Genomic DNA, 17,696 nt, shown 5'->3' on the forward strand with positions numbered 1-17,696 from the left:
TATATTCTGTTCGGTTAAAGACTTAAAACCCACATTGAGGAGACTAAAGTATCTGATATCATGTCCAGTTGTTCGCGTAGCGTCTCGTCAGAGATATACTTATCATTTAGACTGACGCGGAGAATGAGGGAGGCGGGGACGCGGAGAATTTTTTTGACAAGTGATTAGGCGGACATGATATGAAATCAAATCTAATAAAAAAGATAATCAAAGTGTATTCATTTAATCTGCTATTATCTACAAATCACAGCGCAGATAGCAATCGTGATCATATCGATTAATTTATGTAATTTGCTACGTTCGATTCTTGGCTCTAATATTGCTGAATGCTTAGAAGATATTTCACAACTTAGATAGGACTGCTGTACTTTAATAAAGAGTGGGAAAATATGTTATCAAAATTAGCAATCGTTACAGGTGGAACTCGCGGAATTGGTTGGGGTATATCGCAGCAACTAGCCAAGAACGGACATAACCTTATACTTGGCTTTAATGCCAATGAAGAGGCTGCATTAACTGCAAAAGCTACTCTTGAATCTACCTATGAGATAAAAGTTGACATTGTTAAAGGTGATGTAGCTCAAGAGTCTACTATTGACAGAATATTCCAATCTGTGGAAGATAATTTTGAAGGCAAGCTGACAGCCTTTGTTCATAATGCTGGACTCTATGTTGGGGTGACAACATCTGCTGAATCAAAAGAGGCAAATTTAGCTGGCAATCTTCACACTCAGTTATTGGGTAATGGTAGTTTTACTAGCTTTGAGCAGTATGACTATTATCAGAATGTTTATCCTAAGTGCTTCATTAGATGTGTGGAAAAAGCACTTAATTACATGGAGAATGAAAACGGTTATATAGTAGCAATATCTTCTCCTGGATGTAATAGTAGCCAAAAGCCACAGTTGCCATATGCAATGCCAGGACAAGCTAAGGCGGTTGTGGAGTTTTTAACAAGATACTACGCCAAGACATTAGCACCACGACGAATTACAGTCAATGTAGTTATTCCTGGTTATATTAAGACCGAAGCCTGGAATTTTGCCACCTCTAAATGGGGTGGAGTAGAGAGTGATACTATAAAAAATACAATCAAAAATACACCAATGCAACGTTGGGCATCACCGATAGAGATAGGTGAGGTAGTAGCATTTTTATGCTCTCCTAAAGCAGCATTTATTACTGGAGTAGCACTACCTGTTGATGGTGGACTACATCTGAGTTAAGAAAATACTACAAAACCATGTAATTTCACATGATCCTGAATCACTCTAAACGGTATACCCGCGTTACTCATCTGGGTTAAAGCGGTACGCTAGAAGCTGTGGGTACTAACTCCTGTGGTGCAACTTTACATTAAATTGGTATTACAGCCGCTTCTAACATTTTGATTGTTCCATTCTCAGCATCTATTTCTACTTCTACACCCATTGGGACTGTAAATTTATCTTGAATATGACCAATCATCGAACCATACCAAGCGGGAATATCTAAAGGCTGAATGTGCTGTTTTAATATTTGCATTAATGTAAATGATGGTTCATCTCCCAATTGACAATTAGTACATTGTGCAAAAATAAAGCCCGTAATTTGCTGTAAAATACCTGCATTTTTTAATTGCGTCAGCATTCGGTCTATGCGATAAATATCTTCGCCAATATCTTCCAGAAATAAAATACTTTTTCGCCAAGATGGTAAATAAGCTGAACCTACCATTGCTGCTATGACTGACAAGTTCCCACCAACAATTTTACCCCTGGCTTTTCCCGGTGCAATTACTTCTATTTTCCCGGCGCTATTTTGGTTATTTTCCATGATTACAGTTTCGGCATTAAATAATATTCTTTTAAAATAATCAACTGTAAATTGATTCCAAGTTGATGTGGCAACTGCCCCATGAAAAGTAATTAATTGACTGCGAGCATTAATAGCTAATAATAAAGAAGTAATATCACTATATCCCATAATAATTTTGGGATGAGAACGGATTAGAGGATAATTAAGTAAAGGTAAAATCCGATTACAGCCCCAACCGCCACGCATGGCAATAATGGCTTTTACCGATTTATCTGCAAACATTGTATTAATATCTTGGGCGCGGTCTGCATCTTTTCCGGCTAAATATCCGTCTCTATCTAAAATATGTACGCCTGTTTTTACTTGCAGTCCTAAGTTTATAAAAGTTTGTTTTGCATCTTCTATATCTTTAGCTTCAACAATACCTGCCGGGGAAATTAATCCTACAGTATCGCCAATTTGTAAACATGGCGGTTTGATAATTATGTTTGGTGAAAGTGCATTTTTGGCAATAGCCGGAGGGATTGTAGCTGCTAAAGTACTTACTCCCAAAGTGGTGATAAATTGACGACGGTTGATGTTCATGGAGAATATAATTTTAATATTTACTCTTGTCTTTCCCGACATCCAGATTAAATAATTCGTAATAGTGCCTTCTTTCCTGTTCCCTGTTCCCTGATAATTTTGTAATTTATTGATAACAGAATACCACTACAGAGATAAAGTAAAAGGTACAGAATTCAGAGTATCTACAAATGGCACTAAAACGCTTTATCATCGAAATGGGAATGGGCATAGACCAGCACGGACAGGAACCGACTGTAGCCGCAGCGAGGGCGGTCAGAAATGCGATCGCTCACAATGCCTTACTTGGTATTATGGAAATAGCCGGGTTAAAAGACCCAAATGACATGATTGTGGAAGTCAAGGTAGCAGTACCCTACCCCGAACAAGTCCGAGAAGCAGAGGTATTAGCTGTTCTTCCCTTTGGTCGTAAATCTCTCACCGTAGAAACTGGAGGAATGGTAGTTGATGGTTTAGCAATACCTTCTCTCAACGATAAAAATGACGAAATGTTGATAGCAGTTGCAGCGGTTACAGTTTTAGTGGAAGTAGCATAATTACCTGACAAGTTCCTAAGTCAGTGGACGTTAAAAAATATAATATAAACCTAACCCCCCAACCCCCTTCCCTGGTAGGGAAGGGGGAGTCAAAGCCTCTCCCCTGGTAGGGGAGAGGTTTGGAGAGAGGTTTTATATTTAATTGTGCCAAGCTACTTAATTAGCTAATTATTAGGTCAGTAAAGCTGACCTTTATTTTCTGCGCTAAACTAGATTTGTGGGCATCATCTCTGGCAGTAAATTCAATCAACCAACTATTTTCTTCATCACTTCAGTTACAATGCCTCCAGAGCCTAAGAAATCACTCGAAATTCAAGATATCATCGGACTGAAACCGCAACACTTTGCTGATCTAATCAGAACTGCACAATTAGTTTTTGATCCCACTGCGGGAGTTACTGGTAGAAATTTCACAGTTAACTGGCAAGAGCTTGGTATTCCTAGTAATGTATTAGATAATCTCAGAATACTTGGTCAGGAATATCAGTATGATTCTCCTCATCTTCCCCCTGAAGTTGTCTGGAGTCAGTTAACACCAGAAACTCGCATTTGGTTCATTGAAAATAAAGATACCTTGTGGCGGTTTGAAGAATTTTTTCCTGCACTTGACGAAGATTAAAAAGCGGAACTGTTCTCAGCAATACAGTTTGAAAAGAGGATGCAATATATTTGTATCCTCTTTTCTATTTTCAGCATTTTACTGAATTATATTCTAGGCTATATTTATACTTATTTTCAACGATTGATGATTTTTGGATCTCAACCCGGAACATAGCTAAAATTGAGGGAATTAAATACTAATATCTAACAGGAAGATAATGCAGATGAGAATTTGGGCTGCTAGGCTTTTTCTAACTTCTTTTTGGTTGATATTGGGCGCTATAACTGCGGATTTAAATAATTCTAGTATTGTTTTAGCGGAAGCACCCCTAGAATATTCTCAGTCAATTAATCGTAAAAAGATTACCGTTACTAAATCGGAGTTTGGGGTAAGGATAGTTGATGCTGAGGGTAAAGTTAATTTTTTCCCTACAACTAAAGTACCCTTAAAGAAAGGTGATGCCTATGGTTGGCAGATTAAACTTCCGAACTATCGAGGTAAAGTGAAATGGCGCGAAGTTCTACGTTTACCCAAAGCACCGGAAACTTGGACTACACAGGAATCTGAGAATTTTTCTATATCATCTGACGGAACTACAGCCATTACCAAGCGCACAGAAACACCTGTAAATGGTGTGATTAAAAATTTTTGGAAGATTGCTCCTGGTGATCCTCTTGGTAAACATAAAATAGAGGTATATGTCGAGGAACGTCTAATTGCAACTTTTGAGTTTGAAGTAGTAGAGTTTTAGTAGATTTTTATTGAGACAAACCTAATATCAGAAAAGTCCAAATATTTTGGATTGACCACTTTTTTTACCGAGCTTGGGGACAAGGGATTTGAGATTTGGGAATTTGTTTGTCCCAAACCTTCTCCGTGTCCCCGTGTTTCTTGTTTACTCTTCCTCTAATTCGACTTCTTCCTCTTCTTCTTCTTCGTTGACCTTAGCTACAGAGTTAGCAGAAACCACCGCCCCCTTGTCTAATTTTTCACGAACTTGCTCTTCAACTTTGCTGGCAAATTCTGGCTTTTCTTCTAGATATTTGATAGCGTTATCTCGACCTTGAGAAATGTTTTCACCGTTGTAGCTGTACCAAGCACCTTTACGGAGGAGGATGCCTGTTTCTTCTGCTAAGTCAACCAGACAACCCAGGGTAGAAACTCCTTTACCAAAAATGATGTCAAATTCGGCAATTCTAAAAGGTGGTGCTACTTTATTTTTTGCAACTTTGACTTTCACCCGATTACCAAATTCATCTGTGCCTTTTTTCAAGGTTTGAATCCGGCGAATATCGAGACGTACTGAGGCGTAAAACTTCAATGCGTTACCACCTGTTGTGGTTTCAGGGCTACCGTAAGTAACACCAATTTTTTGTCGCAACTGGTTGATAAAAATGACTGTGCAACCAGATTTACCAATGTTGCCAGTAATTTTACGCAGAGCTTGGCTCATTAACCGGGCTTGTAGACCAACGTGGATATCACCCATATCGCCTTCTATTTCGGCGCGGGGTACTAGTGCGGCTACGGAGTCTATAACTACAATATCAACTGCGGCAGAGCGCACCAACTGATCGACTATTTCTAAAGCTGATTCGCCAGTGTCCGGTTGGGAAACTAACAAATTTTCTATATCTACACCCAATGCAGCAGCGTAAGTAGGATCAAGGGCGTGTTCAGCATCAACAAAGGCAGCGATACCGCCATTTTTCTGCACTTCGGCCAGGGCGTGTAGGGCTACTGTGGTTTTACCAGAACTTTCTGGACCATATATCTCTATTACGCGCCCTTTGGGTAAACCGCCACCCAATGCTAAATCTAAGGTCAGCGCCCCTGTGGAAATAGTCTCTACACGCATTCGGGTAGCATCACCCAGGCGCATGATTGCTCCTTTTCCAAAACTGCGCTCAATCTGGTTGAGTACCATATTCAGCGCTTTTTGCTTGCCTGCATTCTCAGTGTTGATTGCCATTAGAGCCTCTAAATATATGGATTTATGGATTGTTGCGTTGGGAGTTTCAGTAGAACAGATATACTATTTTAGCTGGAAAATGTGAAAATAGAACTTTTCCAAAAAGATTGTGAGAAGATCGTAACGCGATCGCGCCATGATTAGGGTAATTGAACTGGAAAATTTTGGAAAGAGGGTGATTTTTTTAACGCAGAGGAACGCGGAGGGAAGCGCGGAGGGACGCGGAGGTGTTGAATAAAAATTTGTGATCCTCGTATTGATGCTAAATTATTAAAATTTGACTTTTAACAAACCATGACAGGAACGAGTTACGCGGCACAGCACAAGCCCAACCAGTTGATTTACGGTTATGGGCAAACGGCAGTGATTACAGGATGGACGGTGAAGCAAGCGATCGCAAAACACCTACAACCATCAGAGTACGCTGTAATTGGGCAGTTGTATTCACCCACTAGGGGTATAAATTTACTAATTCGCAATTTGTTGCTAAATCCTCATGTTCGTCATTTAGTAATTCTCAACGCTACCAAAGAAGATAAAAATGCAGGTGCTTGTCAATGCTTGCTCGACTTTTTTCACAATGGTGTTGAAGAAAATTTAAGTGACGCTGGGCGTAAATCTTGGATAGTTATTTCTCCGATTCCTGGTTATATTGATATTGATATTGATATAAATGCTTTAGAAAAACTCAGACTTGCTATAGAAGTTCAAGCAGCCAAATCAATTACTGAAGCAGTTGCACAAATTAAGCATTACGCCCAAAAAGAAATAATTGCTCCTTGGGGTGTTCCTTTAGAATTTCCTATGGCTACCGTTGAACCCACAGTTTTACCTGGTTCACGCTATGGACACAGAATTGAAGGTAAAACCATAGCCGAAACTTGGGTAAAAATCATTCATCGCATTAAAACAACTGGAACAATTAGACCAACTGGTTATGATGGCAAATGGCAAGAATTAATAGATTTAATGGCAGTTGTCACCGATGAACCTGATGATTTTTATTTTCCAGAACCGAATTATTTACCAATTGATAGAAGTTTTTTAGAAGAATATATTTCGCAAATTTTAGATGATGCACCGAATCGAGAAGGTGTGAAATATACTTATGGGCAACGTTTACGTTCTTGGTTTGGACGTGATCAAATTCAACAAGTAATTGATAAACTAGTAAATGATATTGATTCCGCAAGAGCAGTAATGTCTTTATGGGATGCTAGTCATGATGCTAATGATAGTCCACCTTGCCTAAATCATATTTGGGTAAGAATTGTTGATAATGAATTATCTTTAACAGCAACTTTCCGTAGTAATGATATGTTCTCTGCATGGCCTGCAAATGCTATGGGATTGCGGGAGTTACAACGACATATTTTTGATGCTATTACTCAAAAATCTAATCATGCTTTAAAAATGGGTTCATTAATTACCATTAGTCAAAGCGCCCATATTTATGATGACTGTTTTGAAAATACTGAAAATGTAATTACATCCCAATATACAAAAATTTGTCAACAAAGAGATTATGCAGATCCTGCGGGTAGTTTTATTATTTATATCCAGGATGGCATTATTATTGTGGAACATATGACTCCTGGTTCTGGAGAAGTAGTTAATTGTTATTCTGGTAAATCTGCAAGTCAACTTTCTCGGCAAATAGTAGCAGATTGTCCTGGTTTGCAAGTCGAACACGCGATTTACTTGGGTGGGGAGTTGCAAAAAGCGGAAATTGCTTTATCGAGTAAGCAAGAGTTTATTTATGAGCAAGATAAACCTTTGAAAATTAAGACAACTTTATACTTATCAAATGTATAAATTTGTCCGGTTGCAATCAATAATAGTATAGCAATTGAATTGATAATAGTTATAGAATTTGATCTTTAGCTTTTAAACAGACTGCAAATATTCTAACAATAATAACCGCAAATAATCCAACATTCTAATATAATCCTTCATCTGTTCATACTTGCCATTACTGTTAAAGTAAAATTCCCCAATTTGGTTGATACTAAAAACTCGCATTGCTTGTAATTGAGAAATTACCTGCTCCTTATTAACTATTTGACCTGTAGCTGCAATTTGACTGGCATAACCTCTCAAATTTACTGTTAAAAGTTCAATTTCTTCTAATAGTGAAAACTCTTCATTTTCTGGTGGAAACTTAGTAGCAATTTCTTTTCTTTCGCTGCGGGTGTTTTGATATGCGTTTGTCAATTGTGATAATAATTGAGCAATATTTCTCTTTGTCAATTCCTGCTCATTTAAAATTGCTTCAGTCATCGTTAACTCCATAAGTAACTATCTTTTCGCTACCATATTTGTCTGGTCTGACAATCAGATATTCATTACCTTTCCGATATACTGCTGAACTATCTCCACGATATCCAGTTTTTGGAACTCTGATTGCTCCTTTTTTATTAAAGTTATGAGCTTTCCGTAAATATTTTAAAGGGTCAATATCTTTTCTAGCTACATGGTCTAATATACTCTGAGCAACACTGCTATAAGTAGCAGCATCCCACTCGGTCATATATTTTTCAATCTCAGCCGCCTCTGTTAAATTATACCCTTCTAATAGTTGTATCAAAAATGGGTCTGAGATTGGTTCTTCTGACATGATTATCTAATTGGACACTTATAAAACTTAAGTGATAGCTATTGCGATTCTCAAAACATAATTATCAAGTTGTTTTATTGAGAAAACAGCTTTTTCACAAGTATTGGACTATACGCGAGCAAGAGTCACAATTTCCATCTGATCTTGATATTTACCCTGACGAGCTTCGTAACTAATAGCGCAAGGTTCCCCTTCTAAAAATAGTAATTGCACCACACCTTCATCAGCATAAATGCGACAGTCAGCACTGGAAGAATTGGAAAATTCCAAAGTGAGATGACCTCGCCATGCAGCTTCCGCAGGAGTTAGATTTGCTATTATACCGCAATTATGCACAAAAACTCCTGCTTCTAGGGCAAAATTACCTGCTTCAGGAACTGTTAGACAATAAACATCATGAATCCCAGGTACATCTTTGACAGATACAACTTTGTAATTCTGGAGAGATTTACTTGGCGATAGACCTCTAAATGCTTGTATAACTTCAGGAAATCGCCTAAACACAGAGCGATCGCAATCCAGTAATCGAGCAGCCCCACGAATAGAACCAGTTTGATCTAAGGCCGAGCGCACTACATCAGCTGTGATTTCATGGCGAGTTTTTGACTCATCAGCCAATCTTTTCATCAGTTCTGATTGCTGAGAACGTCTAGTTCCATCGTCTTTTGCCCAGGCTTGTCTGCTTAGTTGTCCAGTTAGAGCCACCGCTGTTGGATTTTTGTAATACTCAATCATTGCCTCACGATGTGCTTGCCTAGTAGCATCAGAGCAATTTCTTCTACCTTCAATTACTTTTTGACGTATTTCTGTATATTGGGGGTCATGCCAGAAATTCAAAGCTTTCTGCTGTTGCTGCTGAGAAAACATTGCATTCCATTCTGGATTTTGTTTTAGTCTGCCAATAGCTTCTCGGATAGATTCCCCATGTTCATCAGGATCAAACTCATCACCGTAGTTTTCACTGTTGTGTAATCGGATATGCGCCGAAGCATCCATCCTTATGATATTCCAGGGGTTGTTATTCAAGCGATTAAAGTCAATATGATGACGGTGAGTGCTAGGGGTATCTTCGTAAATACCACAATGCAAGTTCCATTCATCACTGAGTCTATGAGTAGGATAAAGATGTCCGTTAAGTGGCTGATATACCATCTCATAACCACGAGCCAATTGACGGTACAAAGGCATTAATGAATCCTGTGGTTTTAGAGTATGCGCCTCAACCATTCGACCATCTCTGGTCATAAATAGATGATCAGGTGTACAAAATATTGATTGGTCATTGTCTAAAGTAACTTCTAATAAAGAATCTCGACCAATGTATCTTGGACTCTCAAGAAGAGTGACTATCACTCTTCCGTGTTGGCCAATACTGTAGCCCCAGAATTTTTCACCGTTTTCAGCGCGTTCAGCCATTTCCTCTAATGTGGGAGATGTCCCATCAACTAGTGCTACGCGAGTGTCTCCACGAAAACATCTAGCATAAGTTGATTTACCAATACAAATAACTGTTATATTTTCTGGAACCGCCAGTTTTTCTAAAGCAACTCCCAGTCCATAGGAATGAGCAGGCAAGATAAAATAACTACCACTACTATCTGTGTGTAGTGCTGTTGGTTCTAAATTTTGAGGATTAAAGTTTTTGGGATCTACGACAGTTCCGGGAATGTGGCGAAAAATCCGAAACTCAGCTGAGGAAAGGCGGATATCATAGCCATAGGAAGATAAACCATAGCTGATTACAGGTTGAACTGCTACAGATGCGTCTTTTTGCACTTTTCGGACTAATGTTGGTTCAAAAGGCGAAATTAGCCCCTTTTGAGCCATTTCAGTAATCCAAATATCGTTTTTAATCACAAGTTCACGGGTAATTCAAATCGAATTAATAGAATATCGTAAATTGGTATCTTCTTTCAGGTTAACAACTAGAGATCATATTTCAATACAACAATACGCTTTTATACTTATTAGGATAAAAATATCTAAAGCACACACCAAAAGAATTAACGGACATATCCGCACTTATCTGATGTAATGCATCAAAAATAACCCTCAATTAGCAAATTCAGTATATTATTACTTATAACCTGGAAGGTTTATATTGAGTTAAAACGAGCGCGGCAGGGTTCGAACCTGCGACCGATTGCTTAGAAGGCAATTGCTCTATCCACTGAGCTACGCGCCCAAGACTGAATGTCTGGCTTCTCAAAAAGTCATCATACACCATTATATCAATTCTTCCTAGCTATAAGCAAGAGAAAATTGAAAATTCCAGAATATCAAAACTAAAATCCAAGTCACTAGTGAGTCGATGTACACTAAAAACGAAATAGATGGGATATTCAGATATATTGTGATGTCAAGGGGGAATTTGCCCATGAAAGCTGATGCCCTATAGGGCGTATGCTGGTAAAGCGTTTGGCAAATGCCTAATTATCCCCCAAAATAAACTAAATAATTATACTTTTGGCAACCTTGCCCAAGTCCATGACAGATCCCTTATCAAAACAGCCCCTGTGAGGAGTTATTTGCTAGTGCCATGTTTATTCTCAAACGCCAGGATGTTGAAATATCAAGTATTCAGCACCCAACGCGGGATCAGCAGGTGCCGATCCTCCATTATCAGGGGCAAACCTTTCGCCTGATAAGTATCTTCAAAGCTAGTCAAGAGATCGAAGCTAAAGCTTTATGGAGATCTCTCACCGACAATCGTGGCAAAGCTTGTGTGTTGCTTGAAGAACCAGAGCGCTATAGTGTCTGGGGAAAAGTCCGCTTAGAACAGCTAGATAATGACACAGGCAACCATAGCAACACTGAGATTTTGACCTTAGCTAGTATCTTATTACTACAAGCCGTTTATCTAGACATTGAGGATTTATTAGGTAATCGGCAAGCCAGTTTATTTGAAAAAGATGTAACAGGGATATTACAGCAAAAGCAATTTCCCCAAATATCTTCCTCAGAGTCAGTTAAATCATTACTAACTGTTGAGCCTTCACAAATGAGCAAATTGCCTCCTTGGCAAGAAACTCATGTGATTATTCTCCTGGAAGAACTCCATCGACTAGGAAAAACATATTTTGGTGATACTAATTTTGCCCGTCAATTAAAGGATCGGTTACAGGATATGCCAGAAGAAGAGCAATTGGTGTTTATCGGTTGGTTAAGTCAATCTCCACTAGGTAAACTTTGGCAGTAGCATGGATATTATTTGCTCACGAATCGTCCATTAGCACTTGCTTTCGGTGTTAAATTGTGTAATTCCTGATTGGTCAACTCCTGACCAGATGATCAATTGTGCTAAAAATACTGCTACAGTGCATTTACCTAGTTGAGACCTATGAGTAACTCTTACAACAATTCATACCGTTCTAAGTCCATTTTTAATACTCAAAACATCATCTTGGTTAGCATGGGCTGGGCTTTACTAGCGCTGCTATACTTTTTGTTGTTTAGTGCCAAAATCCCCGGACCAAATGGCACAGAAATTCGTGAAGATTGGTATGTGCTGGGGACAAATATTTTTGAAGCTGCGGCCTACTTGGGTGCAGGTGTCTTATGCTTAAGAAACTGGCGGAGTAGCCAAATTGTCAGTAGTAGAAAGGTTTGGCTCTTAATTGGCTTAGGTATGCTTGCTTATTGCATCGGAGGAATATTTTTCGGTTATACAGAAGTAATCTTAAAACAAGACCCGGAAGTATCTCTAGGGGATGTGTTTTTTGTACTGAGTTATCTGTTTCTGGGCATAGGTATGGCTTTAGCTTTATTCTCCCGGCGAATCAATCTAGAAAAATGGCAGTGGCTAATTGTCGCGTCAGTTGGAGGGATAGGCAGTTTTGTCGCCTGGTGGATTTCTCAGCAAACAAAAGCTCCCTCTGTAGAACTAGATGCTATTGTTCAGCAACTAGCCTTTGTTCTCAATTGGTTCTATGTAGTTAGTGATGTGCTGCTGTTAATTATCGCCACGATTATGCTGCTGGCTTTTTGGGGAGGAAAAGTTTCTCTCTCCTGGAGAATGATTGCAGCGGCGGCATTTTCGCTATACATTGCAGATATGTGGTTTAAATATGCCACTAATTATCTTCCCGATTACCAAAGTGGAGACATACTAGAAGTATTTTGGGTCTTTAGTGGAGTTTTATTTGGTATGGGCGCTGCTTTAGAATACGAAGCATCATTGAGCCTCAAGCGACGTACCAGTGGACGCAAACGAACTTAACAAATTTTGGTGTCTACCGTGAGAAAATTAACAGATTCCGACAAACAAGAAATTCTCAAGTTATATAGAGAGACTGCCCAAACAACCTCGACTCTGGCAGATCGCTATGGTGTCAGCAACTCAACAATTAGCCGACTGCTCAAAAGTACTTTACCAGAAGAAGAGTACGAATACCTCGTTTCTTTAAAACGCGCTGCTAGAACCCCTGAAGGCAGAGCGCAGGTAAGCTATGAGCAGTTACCTCTATTGAGTCAACCACAGCTAGAAACAGAACTATTCAGCAGCCACAGCCCTAGTTTGGAGTTTCCCAAGGTAGAACTGCAACAGCCTGCAATAGAAGAAGTATCTGAGTCCGAGCCGGAAACTCAACCAATCCCGGCTATTAGAAGGGTGAAAACACGCTCCTCAGCGGTGGAAAAACCTAAACCAGTAGTCAAGGAAATAGAAATCGTCAGACACAAGTTGTCAGAACCCAAGCCCCTAGAAATTCCTAGTCTACCCACCAGCAGACTGGTTCTAGACGATGAACATCCAGTCGTAACGGCCATAGATGATATCTTCGACGAGGACTTGCTAGATGAATCTGATGATTTGGACGATTTAGATGAAGATTTGTACGACGATGAGGAAGACTTTGAGGATGAAGACTTTGAGGAAGTAGAACCCTTAGTGGCCAAACGCAGACCAGGGGAAGCACCTGTTCAAGTTTTACCATTGTCCGTGGCTCATTTGCCGAAAACTTGTTACTTGGTAATTGACCGCTCGGCAGAATTAATTACCAGACCACTTAAGGATTTTGGCGACCTGGGTCCAATTCCCACCATTGAAACTCAACAAAAAACGCTGCCAGTATTTGATAACCACCGAGTAGCCAAGCGTTTTTCTACCAAGCGCGATCGCGTAATCAAAGTTCCCGACAGTAGAATGCTACATAAGGCTAGTACTCATCTACAAGCCAAAGGCATCACTCGACTGTTGATTGATGGTCAGGTTTACTCTCTGTCGCTGCTTTAAGGCAGATGTAAATCGCTCTTTGGGGCAGGAGGCAGGGTGCAGGAAGTAATTATTTCTCTCCATCCCCGCGTCTCCCCATCTCCCCATCTCCCCATCTCCGCGTCCCCGCGTCTCCCCATCTCCGCGTCTCCTCCTCTCCGCGTCACCCCATCTCCCCATCTCCCCATCTCCCCATCTCCCCATCTCCCCATCTCCCCATCTCCCCATCTCCCCATCTCCCCATCTCCCCATCTCCCCATCTCCCCATCTCCCCATCTCCCCATCTCCCCATCTCCCCATCTCCCCATCTCCCCATCTCCCCATCTCCCCATCTCCCCATCTCCCCATCTCCCCATCTCCCCATCTCCCCATCTCCCCATCTCCCCATCTCCCCATCTCCCCATCTCCCCATCTCCCCATCTCCCCATCTCCCCATCTCCCCATCTCCCCATCTCCCCATCTCCCCATCTCCCCATCTCCCCATCTCCCCATCTCCCCATCTCCCCATCTCCCCATCTCCCCATCTCCCCATCTCCCCATCTCCCCATCTCCCCATCTCCCCATCTCCCCATCTCCCCATCTCCCCATCTCCCCATCTCCCCATCTCCCCATCTCCCCATCTCCCCATCTCCCCATCTCCCCATCTCCCCATCTCCCCATCTCCCCATCTCCCCATCTCCCCATCTCCCCATCTCCCCATCTCCCCATCTCCCCATCTCCCCATCTCCCCATCTCCCCATCTCCCCATCTCCCCATCTCCCCATCTCCCCATCTCCCCATCTCCCCATCTCCCCATCTCCCCATCTCCCCATCTCCCCATCTCCCCATCTCCCCATCTCCCCATCTCCCCATCTCCCCATCTCCCCATCTCCCCATCTCCCCATCTCCCCATCTCCCCATCTCCCCATCTCCCCATCTCCCCATCTCCCCATCTCCCCATCTCCCCGTCACCCCATCTCCCATCAAAGCCGACTATATTTTTGCTGATGTTAGCATGATTCAATTTCAATCAAAATTTTCAAAACTTAAATTGAGAATCTGGAATTAGAGGATCTAGCTGTGTAATTATAATTACGGGGGCAAAAATTTGCTGACTCACTTAATCCTCAATAGATTGCATCAATAGCAACCAGGATTTCAGCAAACATAAAAATTATCTGGAACATTTTTACCGGATATTCGACCTGTAATTTAACAGTAAAACTTCTAAAATGTGGTCAAGATTATGAAAAGCTTACTCAAGTCAATTGTCGCTATTTCTGCCTTATCTACCTTAGTAATTACTCCTGTATTTTTCAACGCTGGCAAAGCATCTGCCGAAACACAAAAGGGTACTGATGCTAGTTATATTGGTGCAGGTGTGGCAGCTGGTGTCACCAATGGCGGACAAAACAACGATGCTGCTACCTTGGGTGGTAATATCACAGGCCGGGTGAAGTTGGGCAATACTCCATTCTCAGCCCGTGGTAATGTCCTCTGGAGTGATGAAACAAGTGCTATCATCCCCGAAGTTTCTGTAGACGTTCCGATTGCTAATAAAACAAATGCCTTTATTACTGGTGGTTATTCTTTTGTAGAAAAAGATGGCAAACCTACACCTTTGGGTAATAGAGATTCTGTCGTTGTAGGTGCTGGTGTGGAATCAGAAGTAGGAAAAAACTTCCTGATCTACACTAACGCTAAAGTTGGACTGGGTGCTTACCAAAATAGTGATGCTTCTGCTGTGAGCATCAATGGTGGTATCGGCTATAGCTTTAGATAGAAAGTTGCCGGAATTGCTGATTTTGTCGAAGGGAGGAAAAAAAATTGGCGGATGAGACTGATACAATAAATTCAGTAAGCTGGTGCAATTCGATCTAATAGCGGCTGTTGACATGAATGACCGAGATATGTATGTGTCAACAAGCAAAAATAAAACTATGTCGTGTTTAATCTCACCTATTTACTGCCAATGCTGGTTTTATGCAGTGTTTAATCACTGATAAAGCCAGCATTTTACCGTGTTAAGATAAAATTATTCTTCATAATTACGACCGAAATTTCGGTGTTTTAATAGCTGAACAGCTACTGTAAAATTGCTAATTCGGCTCTAATTGATGCATTATTGACAAACATAACTACTGTAATGGTTAACTCTGCTGCTTCCTCTCTCACAAACCGCAAGCCTTCCAAAGTAGAAGGTATCAAAGAAAATAGTAACTTTTTGCGTGAACCTGTAGCCACTGAGATACTTCAGGATACAACTCATTTTAGTGAAGATGCCATACAAATTCTGAAGTTTCACGGATCTTATCAACAGGATAACCGTGATAACCGTGCTAAGGGACAAGAAAAAGATTACCAAATGATGCTGAGGACAAAAAATCCGGGTGGGTTTGTACCTCCTGAGCTTTATTTGGCTTTAGATAAGTTGGCGGATGAATATGGTAATCATACGTTAAGAGCTACTACCCGCCAAGGTTTTCAGCTACATGGTATTCTGAAAAAGAATCTCAAGAATGCGATCGCTACAATTGTCAAAAATCTAGGTTCAACTTTGGGTGCTTGTGGTGACATCAACCGCAATGTCATGGCTCCCCCCGTACCATTTAAAAATCGCCCAGAATATCAGTATGCTTGGGAATATGCCCAAAATATCGCTGATTTGCTCTCTCCTCAAACCGGGGCTTATTATGAAATTTGGCTAGATGGTGAAAAGGCCATTAGTGCAGAAGAACACCCAGATGTGAAAGCTGCTAGACATCAGAATGGTAATGGCACAATTGTCCATGATAATGAGGAACCAATTTATGGCACTCACTATATGCCCCGCAAATTTAAAGTTTGCGTCACGGTTCCGGGTGATAATTCCGTTGATTTGTATTCCCAAGATTTGACTTTGGTAGTGATTACCAATAAAAAAGGGGAACTCCAAGGTTTTAACATCCTTGCGGGTGGTGGTTTGGGAAGAACCCACAATAAAGAAGAAACCTTTGCTAGAGTAGCCGATCCTATATGCTATGTAGGAAAAGATGATGTTTATGATCTCGTCAAAGCGATTGTTGCCACTCAAAGAGATTATGGCGATCGCACTGACCGTCGTCACGCTAGATTAAAATATTTAATCAATGACTGGGGTGTGGACAAATTCCGCACTCAAGTCGAAGAATACTTTGGTAAAGCAGTCGAACCTTTCAAAACCCTACCCAAATTCAAATATCAAGACTTTCTGGGCTGGAATGAACAAGGTGACGGTAAGCTATTTTTAGGAATTTCCATCGATAATGGTCGGGTAAAAGACGAAGGTTCCTTTCAACTCAAAACCGCTTTGCGGGAAATTGTGGAAAGATTTAACTTACCAATTCGTCTCACAGGCAACCACAACGTCATTTTTTACGACATTGCACCAGAGAACAAAGAAGCAATTCAAGAAATTTTAGACATTCGCGGCGTTGTCTCTGACCCTGGTAAAATTGAACCCTTAACACGGTATGCTATGGCTTGTCCGGCCTTGCCTACCTGCGGTTTAGCCATTACCGAATCAGAAAGAGCAATTCCCGGAATTTTAGCAAGAATCCGCGCTTTATTAGATAAGCTGGGTTTACAAAAAGACCATTTTGTGGTGAGGATGACTGGTTGCCCTAACGGTTGCGCTCGTCCTTATATGGCAGAATTAGGTTTTGTGGGTAGCGCACCAGAATCTTACCAAGTTTGGTTAGGTGGTTCACCAGATCAAACACGTTTGGCGCAACCTATCATTGAAAAGCTGCACGACAATGATATAGAAAGCTTTTTAGAACCGATTTTTGTCTTTTTTAAGAAGTCACGCAAAGGTAAAGAGACTTTTGGTGATTTTTGCGACAGAATCGGTTTTGATGCTATCCGCGAATTTTCAGATACCTATACACCTGGAACTCCCACCAGTAGCGGTAAATCACGTCATCGGGTCAGCTTGCGTGATGATGTTTATTTACATCTAAAAGAAACGGCTGAAAAACAAGATCGTCCTATGACTGATTTGGTACATGAGGCTTTAGATAAGTATTTCCAAGATCTGTAGTCAGTAGGGTGGGCATTGCCCACCTTATATTTACAAAAAAAGGGAACTCTTAACAGATAAGAAACTTTAGTTCTGAGTTTAAAGCTCAGTCAAGTCGCTTCTCTACGAGACGCTGCGCGAACGCTCTAATTAAAAAAAGGTCATTATTTCAATCTCATGTTTAAAAACATGAGATTTTTCTGTTAAGAGTTGCCCGTTAAAAGTTCCCTGTGAATTAATTTACCGCAGATTATTTATATCAGAAGAAATATCACAGTAACAGTTGTACCATTACCGGACTCACTGACAATTTTCAAACTACCTCCGTGTAAATCTACGCATTTTTTCACAACCACCA

The 17,696-nt window shown here is 40.7% G+C and carries 16 protein-coding genes, 1 tRNA gene and 3 pseudogenes; 10 read left to right on the top strand and 10 right to left on the bottom strand.

The features are described from left to right. Window positions 1-389 precede the first annotated feature (389 nt). Window positions 390-1,226: an SDR family oxidoreductase gene (locus A9Y75_RS23280; protein ID WP_071191914.1), complete on the top strand. Its 837-nt coding sequence runs from the start codon at window positions 390-392 to the stop codon at window positions 1,224-1,226. A 130-nt stretch (window positions 1,227-1,356) separates the two neighbouring features. Here the strand turns inward: A9Y75_RS23280 and A9Y75_RS23285 are convergent, their stop codons facing one another. Next, window positions 1,357-2,382: an LD-carboxypeptidase gene (locus A9Y75_RS23285; RefSeq protein WP_071191915.1), complete on the bottom strand. Its 1,026-nt coding sequence runs from the start codon at window positions 2,380-2,382 to the stop codon at window positions 1,357-1,359. A gap of 170 nt (window positions 2,383-2,552) precedes the next feature. Here A9Y75_RS23285 and A9Y75_RS23290 point away from each other — a divergent pair, with 170 nt between their 5' ends. The 3 genes from A9Y75_RS23290 (at window position 2,553) to A9Y75_RS23300 (ending at window position 4,270) form a co-directional block, all read left to right on the top strand. Continuing rightward, on the top strand, window positions 2,553-2,918 hold the full coding sequence (locus tag A9Y75_RS23290) for a Lin0512 family protein (protein ID WP_071191916.1): 366 nt from the start codon (window positions 2,553-2,555) through the stop codon (window positions 2,916-2,918). Window positions 2,919-3,198: 280 nt separating this feature from the next. Next, on the top strand, window positions 3,199-3,537 hold the full coding sequence (locus A9Y75_RS23295) for a hypothetical protein (RefSeq protein WP_071191981.1): 339 nt from the start codon (window positions 3,199-3,201) through the stop codon (window positions 3,535-3,537). Window positions 3,538-3,736: 199 nt separating this feature from the next. Continuing rightward, entirely contained in the window at window positions 3,737-4,270 is a 534-nt protein-coding gene (locus tag A9Y75_RS23300) for a hypothetical protein (protein WP_083389722.1), read from the top strand. A gap of 144 nt (window positions 4,271-4,414) precedes the next feature. Here A9Y75_RS23300 and recA read toward each other — a convergent pair whose 3' ends face one another. Next, complete coding sequence (gene recA / locus A9Y75_RS23305; protein ID WP_071191918.1) at window positions 4,415-5,491, bottom strand: recombinase RecA; 1,077 nt, start codon at window positions 5,489-5,491, stop codon at window positions 4,415-4,417. Window positions 5,492-5,785: 294 nt separating this feature from the next. Between recA and A9Y75_RS23310 the strand changes: the two genes are divergently transcribed. Next, entirely contained in the window at window positions 5,786-7,306 is a 1,521-nt protein-coding gene (locus tag A9Y75_RS23310; RefSeq protein WP_071191919.1) for a thymidylate synthase, read from the top strand. A 72-nt stretch (window positions 7,307-7,378) separates the two neighbouring features. Here the strand turns inward: A9Y75_RS23310 and A9Y75_RS23315 are convergent, their stop codons facing one another. The 6 genes and pseudogenes from A9Y75_RS23315 to A9Y75_RS23330 form a co-directional block, all read right to left on the bottom strand. Beyond that, entirely contained in the window at window positions 7,379-7,771 is a 393-nt protein-coding gene (locus A9Y75_RS23315; protein ID WP_071191920.1) for a hypothetical protein, read from the bottom strand. Beyond that, the gene (locus tag A9Y75_RS23320) at window positions 7,764-8,108 is read right to left on the bottom strand and encodes a hypothetical protein (RefSeq protein WP_071191921.1); all 345 of its coding nucleotides are present in this window, start codon (window positions 8,106-8,108) and stop codon (window positions 7,764-7,766) included. The genes A9Y75_RS23315 and A9Y75_RS23320 overlap by 8 nt, the downstream gene beginning before the upstream one ends. 108 nt (window positions 8,109-8,216) lie before the next feature. Continuing rightward, a pseudogene (gene dcd, locus A9Y75_RS29900) lies at window positions 8,217-8,435 on the bottom strand (dCTP deaminase); the annotation flags it as partial. Window positions 8,436-8,441: 6 nt separating this feature from the next. Beyond that, window positions 8,442-9,608, bottom strand: a pseudogene (locus A9Y75_RS29905) (Hint domain-containing protein); the annotation flags it as partial. Next, window positions 9,582-9,965 (bottom strand): annotated as a pseudogene (dcd, locus tag A9Y75_RS29910) (dCTP deaminase); the annotation flags it as partial. The pseudogenes A9Y75_RS29905 and dcd (A9Y75_RS29910), both read right to left, overlap by 27 nt. 255 nt (window positions 9,966-10,220) lie before the next feature. Beyond that, a tRNA-Arg gene (locus A9Y75_RS23330) sits at window positions 10,221-10,293 on the bottom strand. A 354-nt stretch (window positions 10,294-10,647) separates the two neighbouring features. Between A9Y75_RS23330 and A9Y75_RS23335 the strand changes: the two genes are divergently transcribed. The 3 genes from A9Y75_RS23335 to A9Y75_RS28830 all read left to right on the top strand — a co-directional run bounded on the left by A9Y75_RS23335 (window position 10,648) and on the right by A9Y75_RS28830 (window position 13,341). Next, window positions 10,648-11,307 (top strand): Npun_F0813 family protein, encoded by a 660-nt coding sequence (locus A9Y75_RS23335; RefSeq protein WP_071191922.1) that lies wholly within the window; start codon window positions 10,648-10,650, stop codon window positions 11,305-11,307. A gap of 141 nt (window positions 11,308-11,448) precedes the next feature. Continuing rightward, on the top strand, window positions 11,449-12,327 hold the full coding sequence (locus A9Y75_RS23340; RefSeq protein ID WP_071191923.1) for a hypothetical protein: 879 nt from the start codon (window positions 11,449-11,451) through the stop codon (window positions 12,325-12,327). An 18-nt stretch (window positions 12,328-12,345) separates the two neighbouring features. Beyond that, window positions 12,346-13,341, top strand: a complete 996-nt coding sequence (locus tag A9Y75_RS28830) for a transposase (RefSeq protein WP_071191924.1) — start codon at window positions 12,346-12,348, stop codon at window positions 13,339-13,341. Here A9Y75_RS28830 and A9Y75_RS28835 read toward each other — a convergent pair. Continuing rightward, a complete protein-coding gene (locus A9Y75_RS28835) occupies window positions 13,276-14,244 on the bottom strand; it encodes a hypothetical protein (RefSeq protein ID WP_177176282.1) in 969 nt (322 codons plus the stop codon). The genes A9Y75_RS28830 and A9Y75_RS28835 overlap by 66 nt on opposite strands. Before the next feature lie 301 nt (window positions 14,245-14,545). Here A9Y75_RS28835 and A9Y75_RS23355 point away from each other — a divergent pair, with 301 nt between their 5' ends. Together A9Y75_RS23355 and sir are read left to right on the top strand one after the other, a co-directional pair. After that, window positions 14,546-15,082: a hypothetical protein gene (locus tag A9Y75_RS23355; protein WP_071191925.1), complete on the top strand. Its 537-nt coding sequence runs from the start codon at window positions 14,546-14,548 to the stop codon at window positions 15,080-15,082. Between the two features lie 363 nt (window positions 15,083-15,445). Continuing rightward, window positions 15,446-17,359 carry a sulfite reductase, ferredoxin dependent gene (sir, locus tag A9Y75_RS23360; protein ID WP_071191926.1) on the top strand — a complete coding sequence of 638 codons (1,914 nt, stop codon included), beginning with the start codon at window positions 15,446-15,448 and terminating at the stop codon, window positions 17,357-17,359. A gap of 233 nt (window positions 17,360-17,592) precedes the next feature. Here the strand turns inward: sir and A9Y75_RS30425 are convergent, their stop codons facing one another. Next, window positions 17,593-17,694, bottom strand: coding sequence for a hypothetical protein (locus tag A9Y75_RS30425; RefSeq protein WP_343232449.1), 102 nt, complete (start codon window positions 17,692-17,694; stop codon window positions 17,593-17,595). Between the last annotated feature and the right edge of the window lie 2 nt (window positions 17,695-17,696).

The organism is Trichormus sp. NMC-1, assembly GCF_001858025.1.
Lineage (GTDB): Bacteria > Cyanobacteriota > Cyanobacteriia > Cyanobacteriales > Nostocaceae > Anabaena.

Bases quoted from the DNA above. Each gene is read 5' to 3' on its own strand.
- recA (WP_071191918.1), bottom strand. From the start codon at position 5,491: ATGGCAATCAACACTGAGAATGCAGGCAAGCAAAAAGCGCTGAATATG.
- A9Y75_RS23295 (WP_071191981.1), top strand. From the start codon at position 3,199: ATGCCTCCAGAGCCTAAGAAATCACTCGAAATTCAAGATATCATCGGA.
- A9Y75_RS23310 (WP_071191919.1), top strand. From the start codon at position 5,786: ATGACAGGAACGAGTTACGCGGCACAGCACAAGCCCAACCAGTTGATT.
- A9Y75_RS23315 (WP_071191920.1), bottom strand. From the start codon at position 7,771: ATGACTGAAGCAATTTTAAATGAGCAGGAATTGACAAAGAGAAATATT.
- A9Y75_RS23280 (WP_071191914.1), top strand. From the start codon at position 390: ATGTTATCAAAATTAGCAATCGTTACAGGTGGAACTCGCGGAATTGGT.
- A9Y75_RS23355 (WP_071191925.1), top strand. From the start codon at position 14,546: ATGAAAAGCTTACTCAAGTCAATTGTCGCTATTTCTGCCTTATCTACC.
- sir (WP_071191926.1), top strand. From the start codon at position 15,446: ATGGTTAACTCTGCTGCTTCCTCTCTCACAAACCGCAAGCCTTCCAAA.
- A9Y75_RS23290 (WP_071191916.1), top strand. From the start codon at position 2,553: ATGGCACTAAAACGCTTTATCATCGAAATGGGAATGGGCATAGACCAG.
- A9Y75_RS23320 (WP_071191921.1), bottom strand. From the start codon at position 8,108: ATGTCAGAAGAACCAATCTCAGACCCATTTTTGATACAACTATTAGAA.
- A9Y75_RS28835 (WP_177176282.1), bottom strand. From the start codon at position 14,244: ATGGGGAGATGGGGAGATGGGGAGATGGGGAGATGGGGAGATGGGGAG.
- A9Y75_RS23340 (WP_071191923.1), top strand. From the start codon at position 11,449: ATGAGTAACTCTTACAACAATTCATACCGTTCTAAGTCCATTTTTAAT.
- A9Y75_RS23300 (WP_083389722.1), top strand. From the start codon at position 3,737: ATGCAGATGAGAATTTGGGCTGCTAGGCTTTTTCTAACTTCTTTTTGG.
- A9Y75_RS23335 (WP_071191922.1), top strand. From the start codon at position 10,648: ATGTTTATTCTCAAACGCCAGGATGTTGAAATATCAAGTATTCAGCAC.
- A9Y75_RS23285 (WP_071191915.1), bottom strand. From the start codon at position 2,382: ATGAACATCAACCGTCGTCAATTTATCACCACTTTGGGAGTAAGTACT.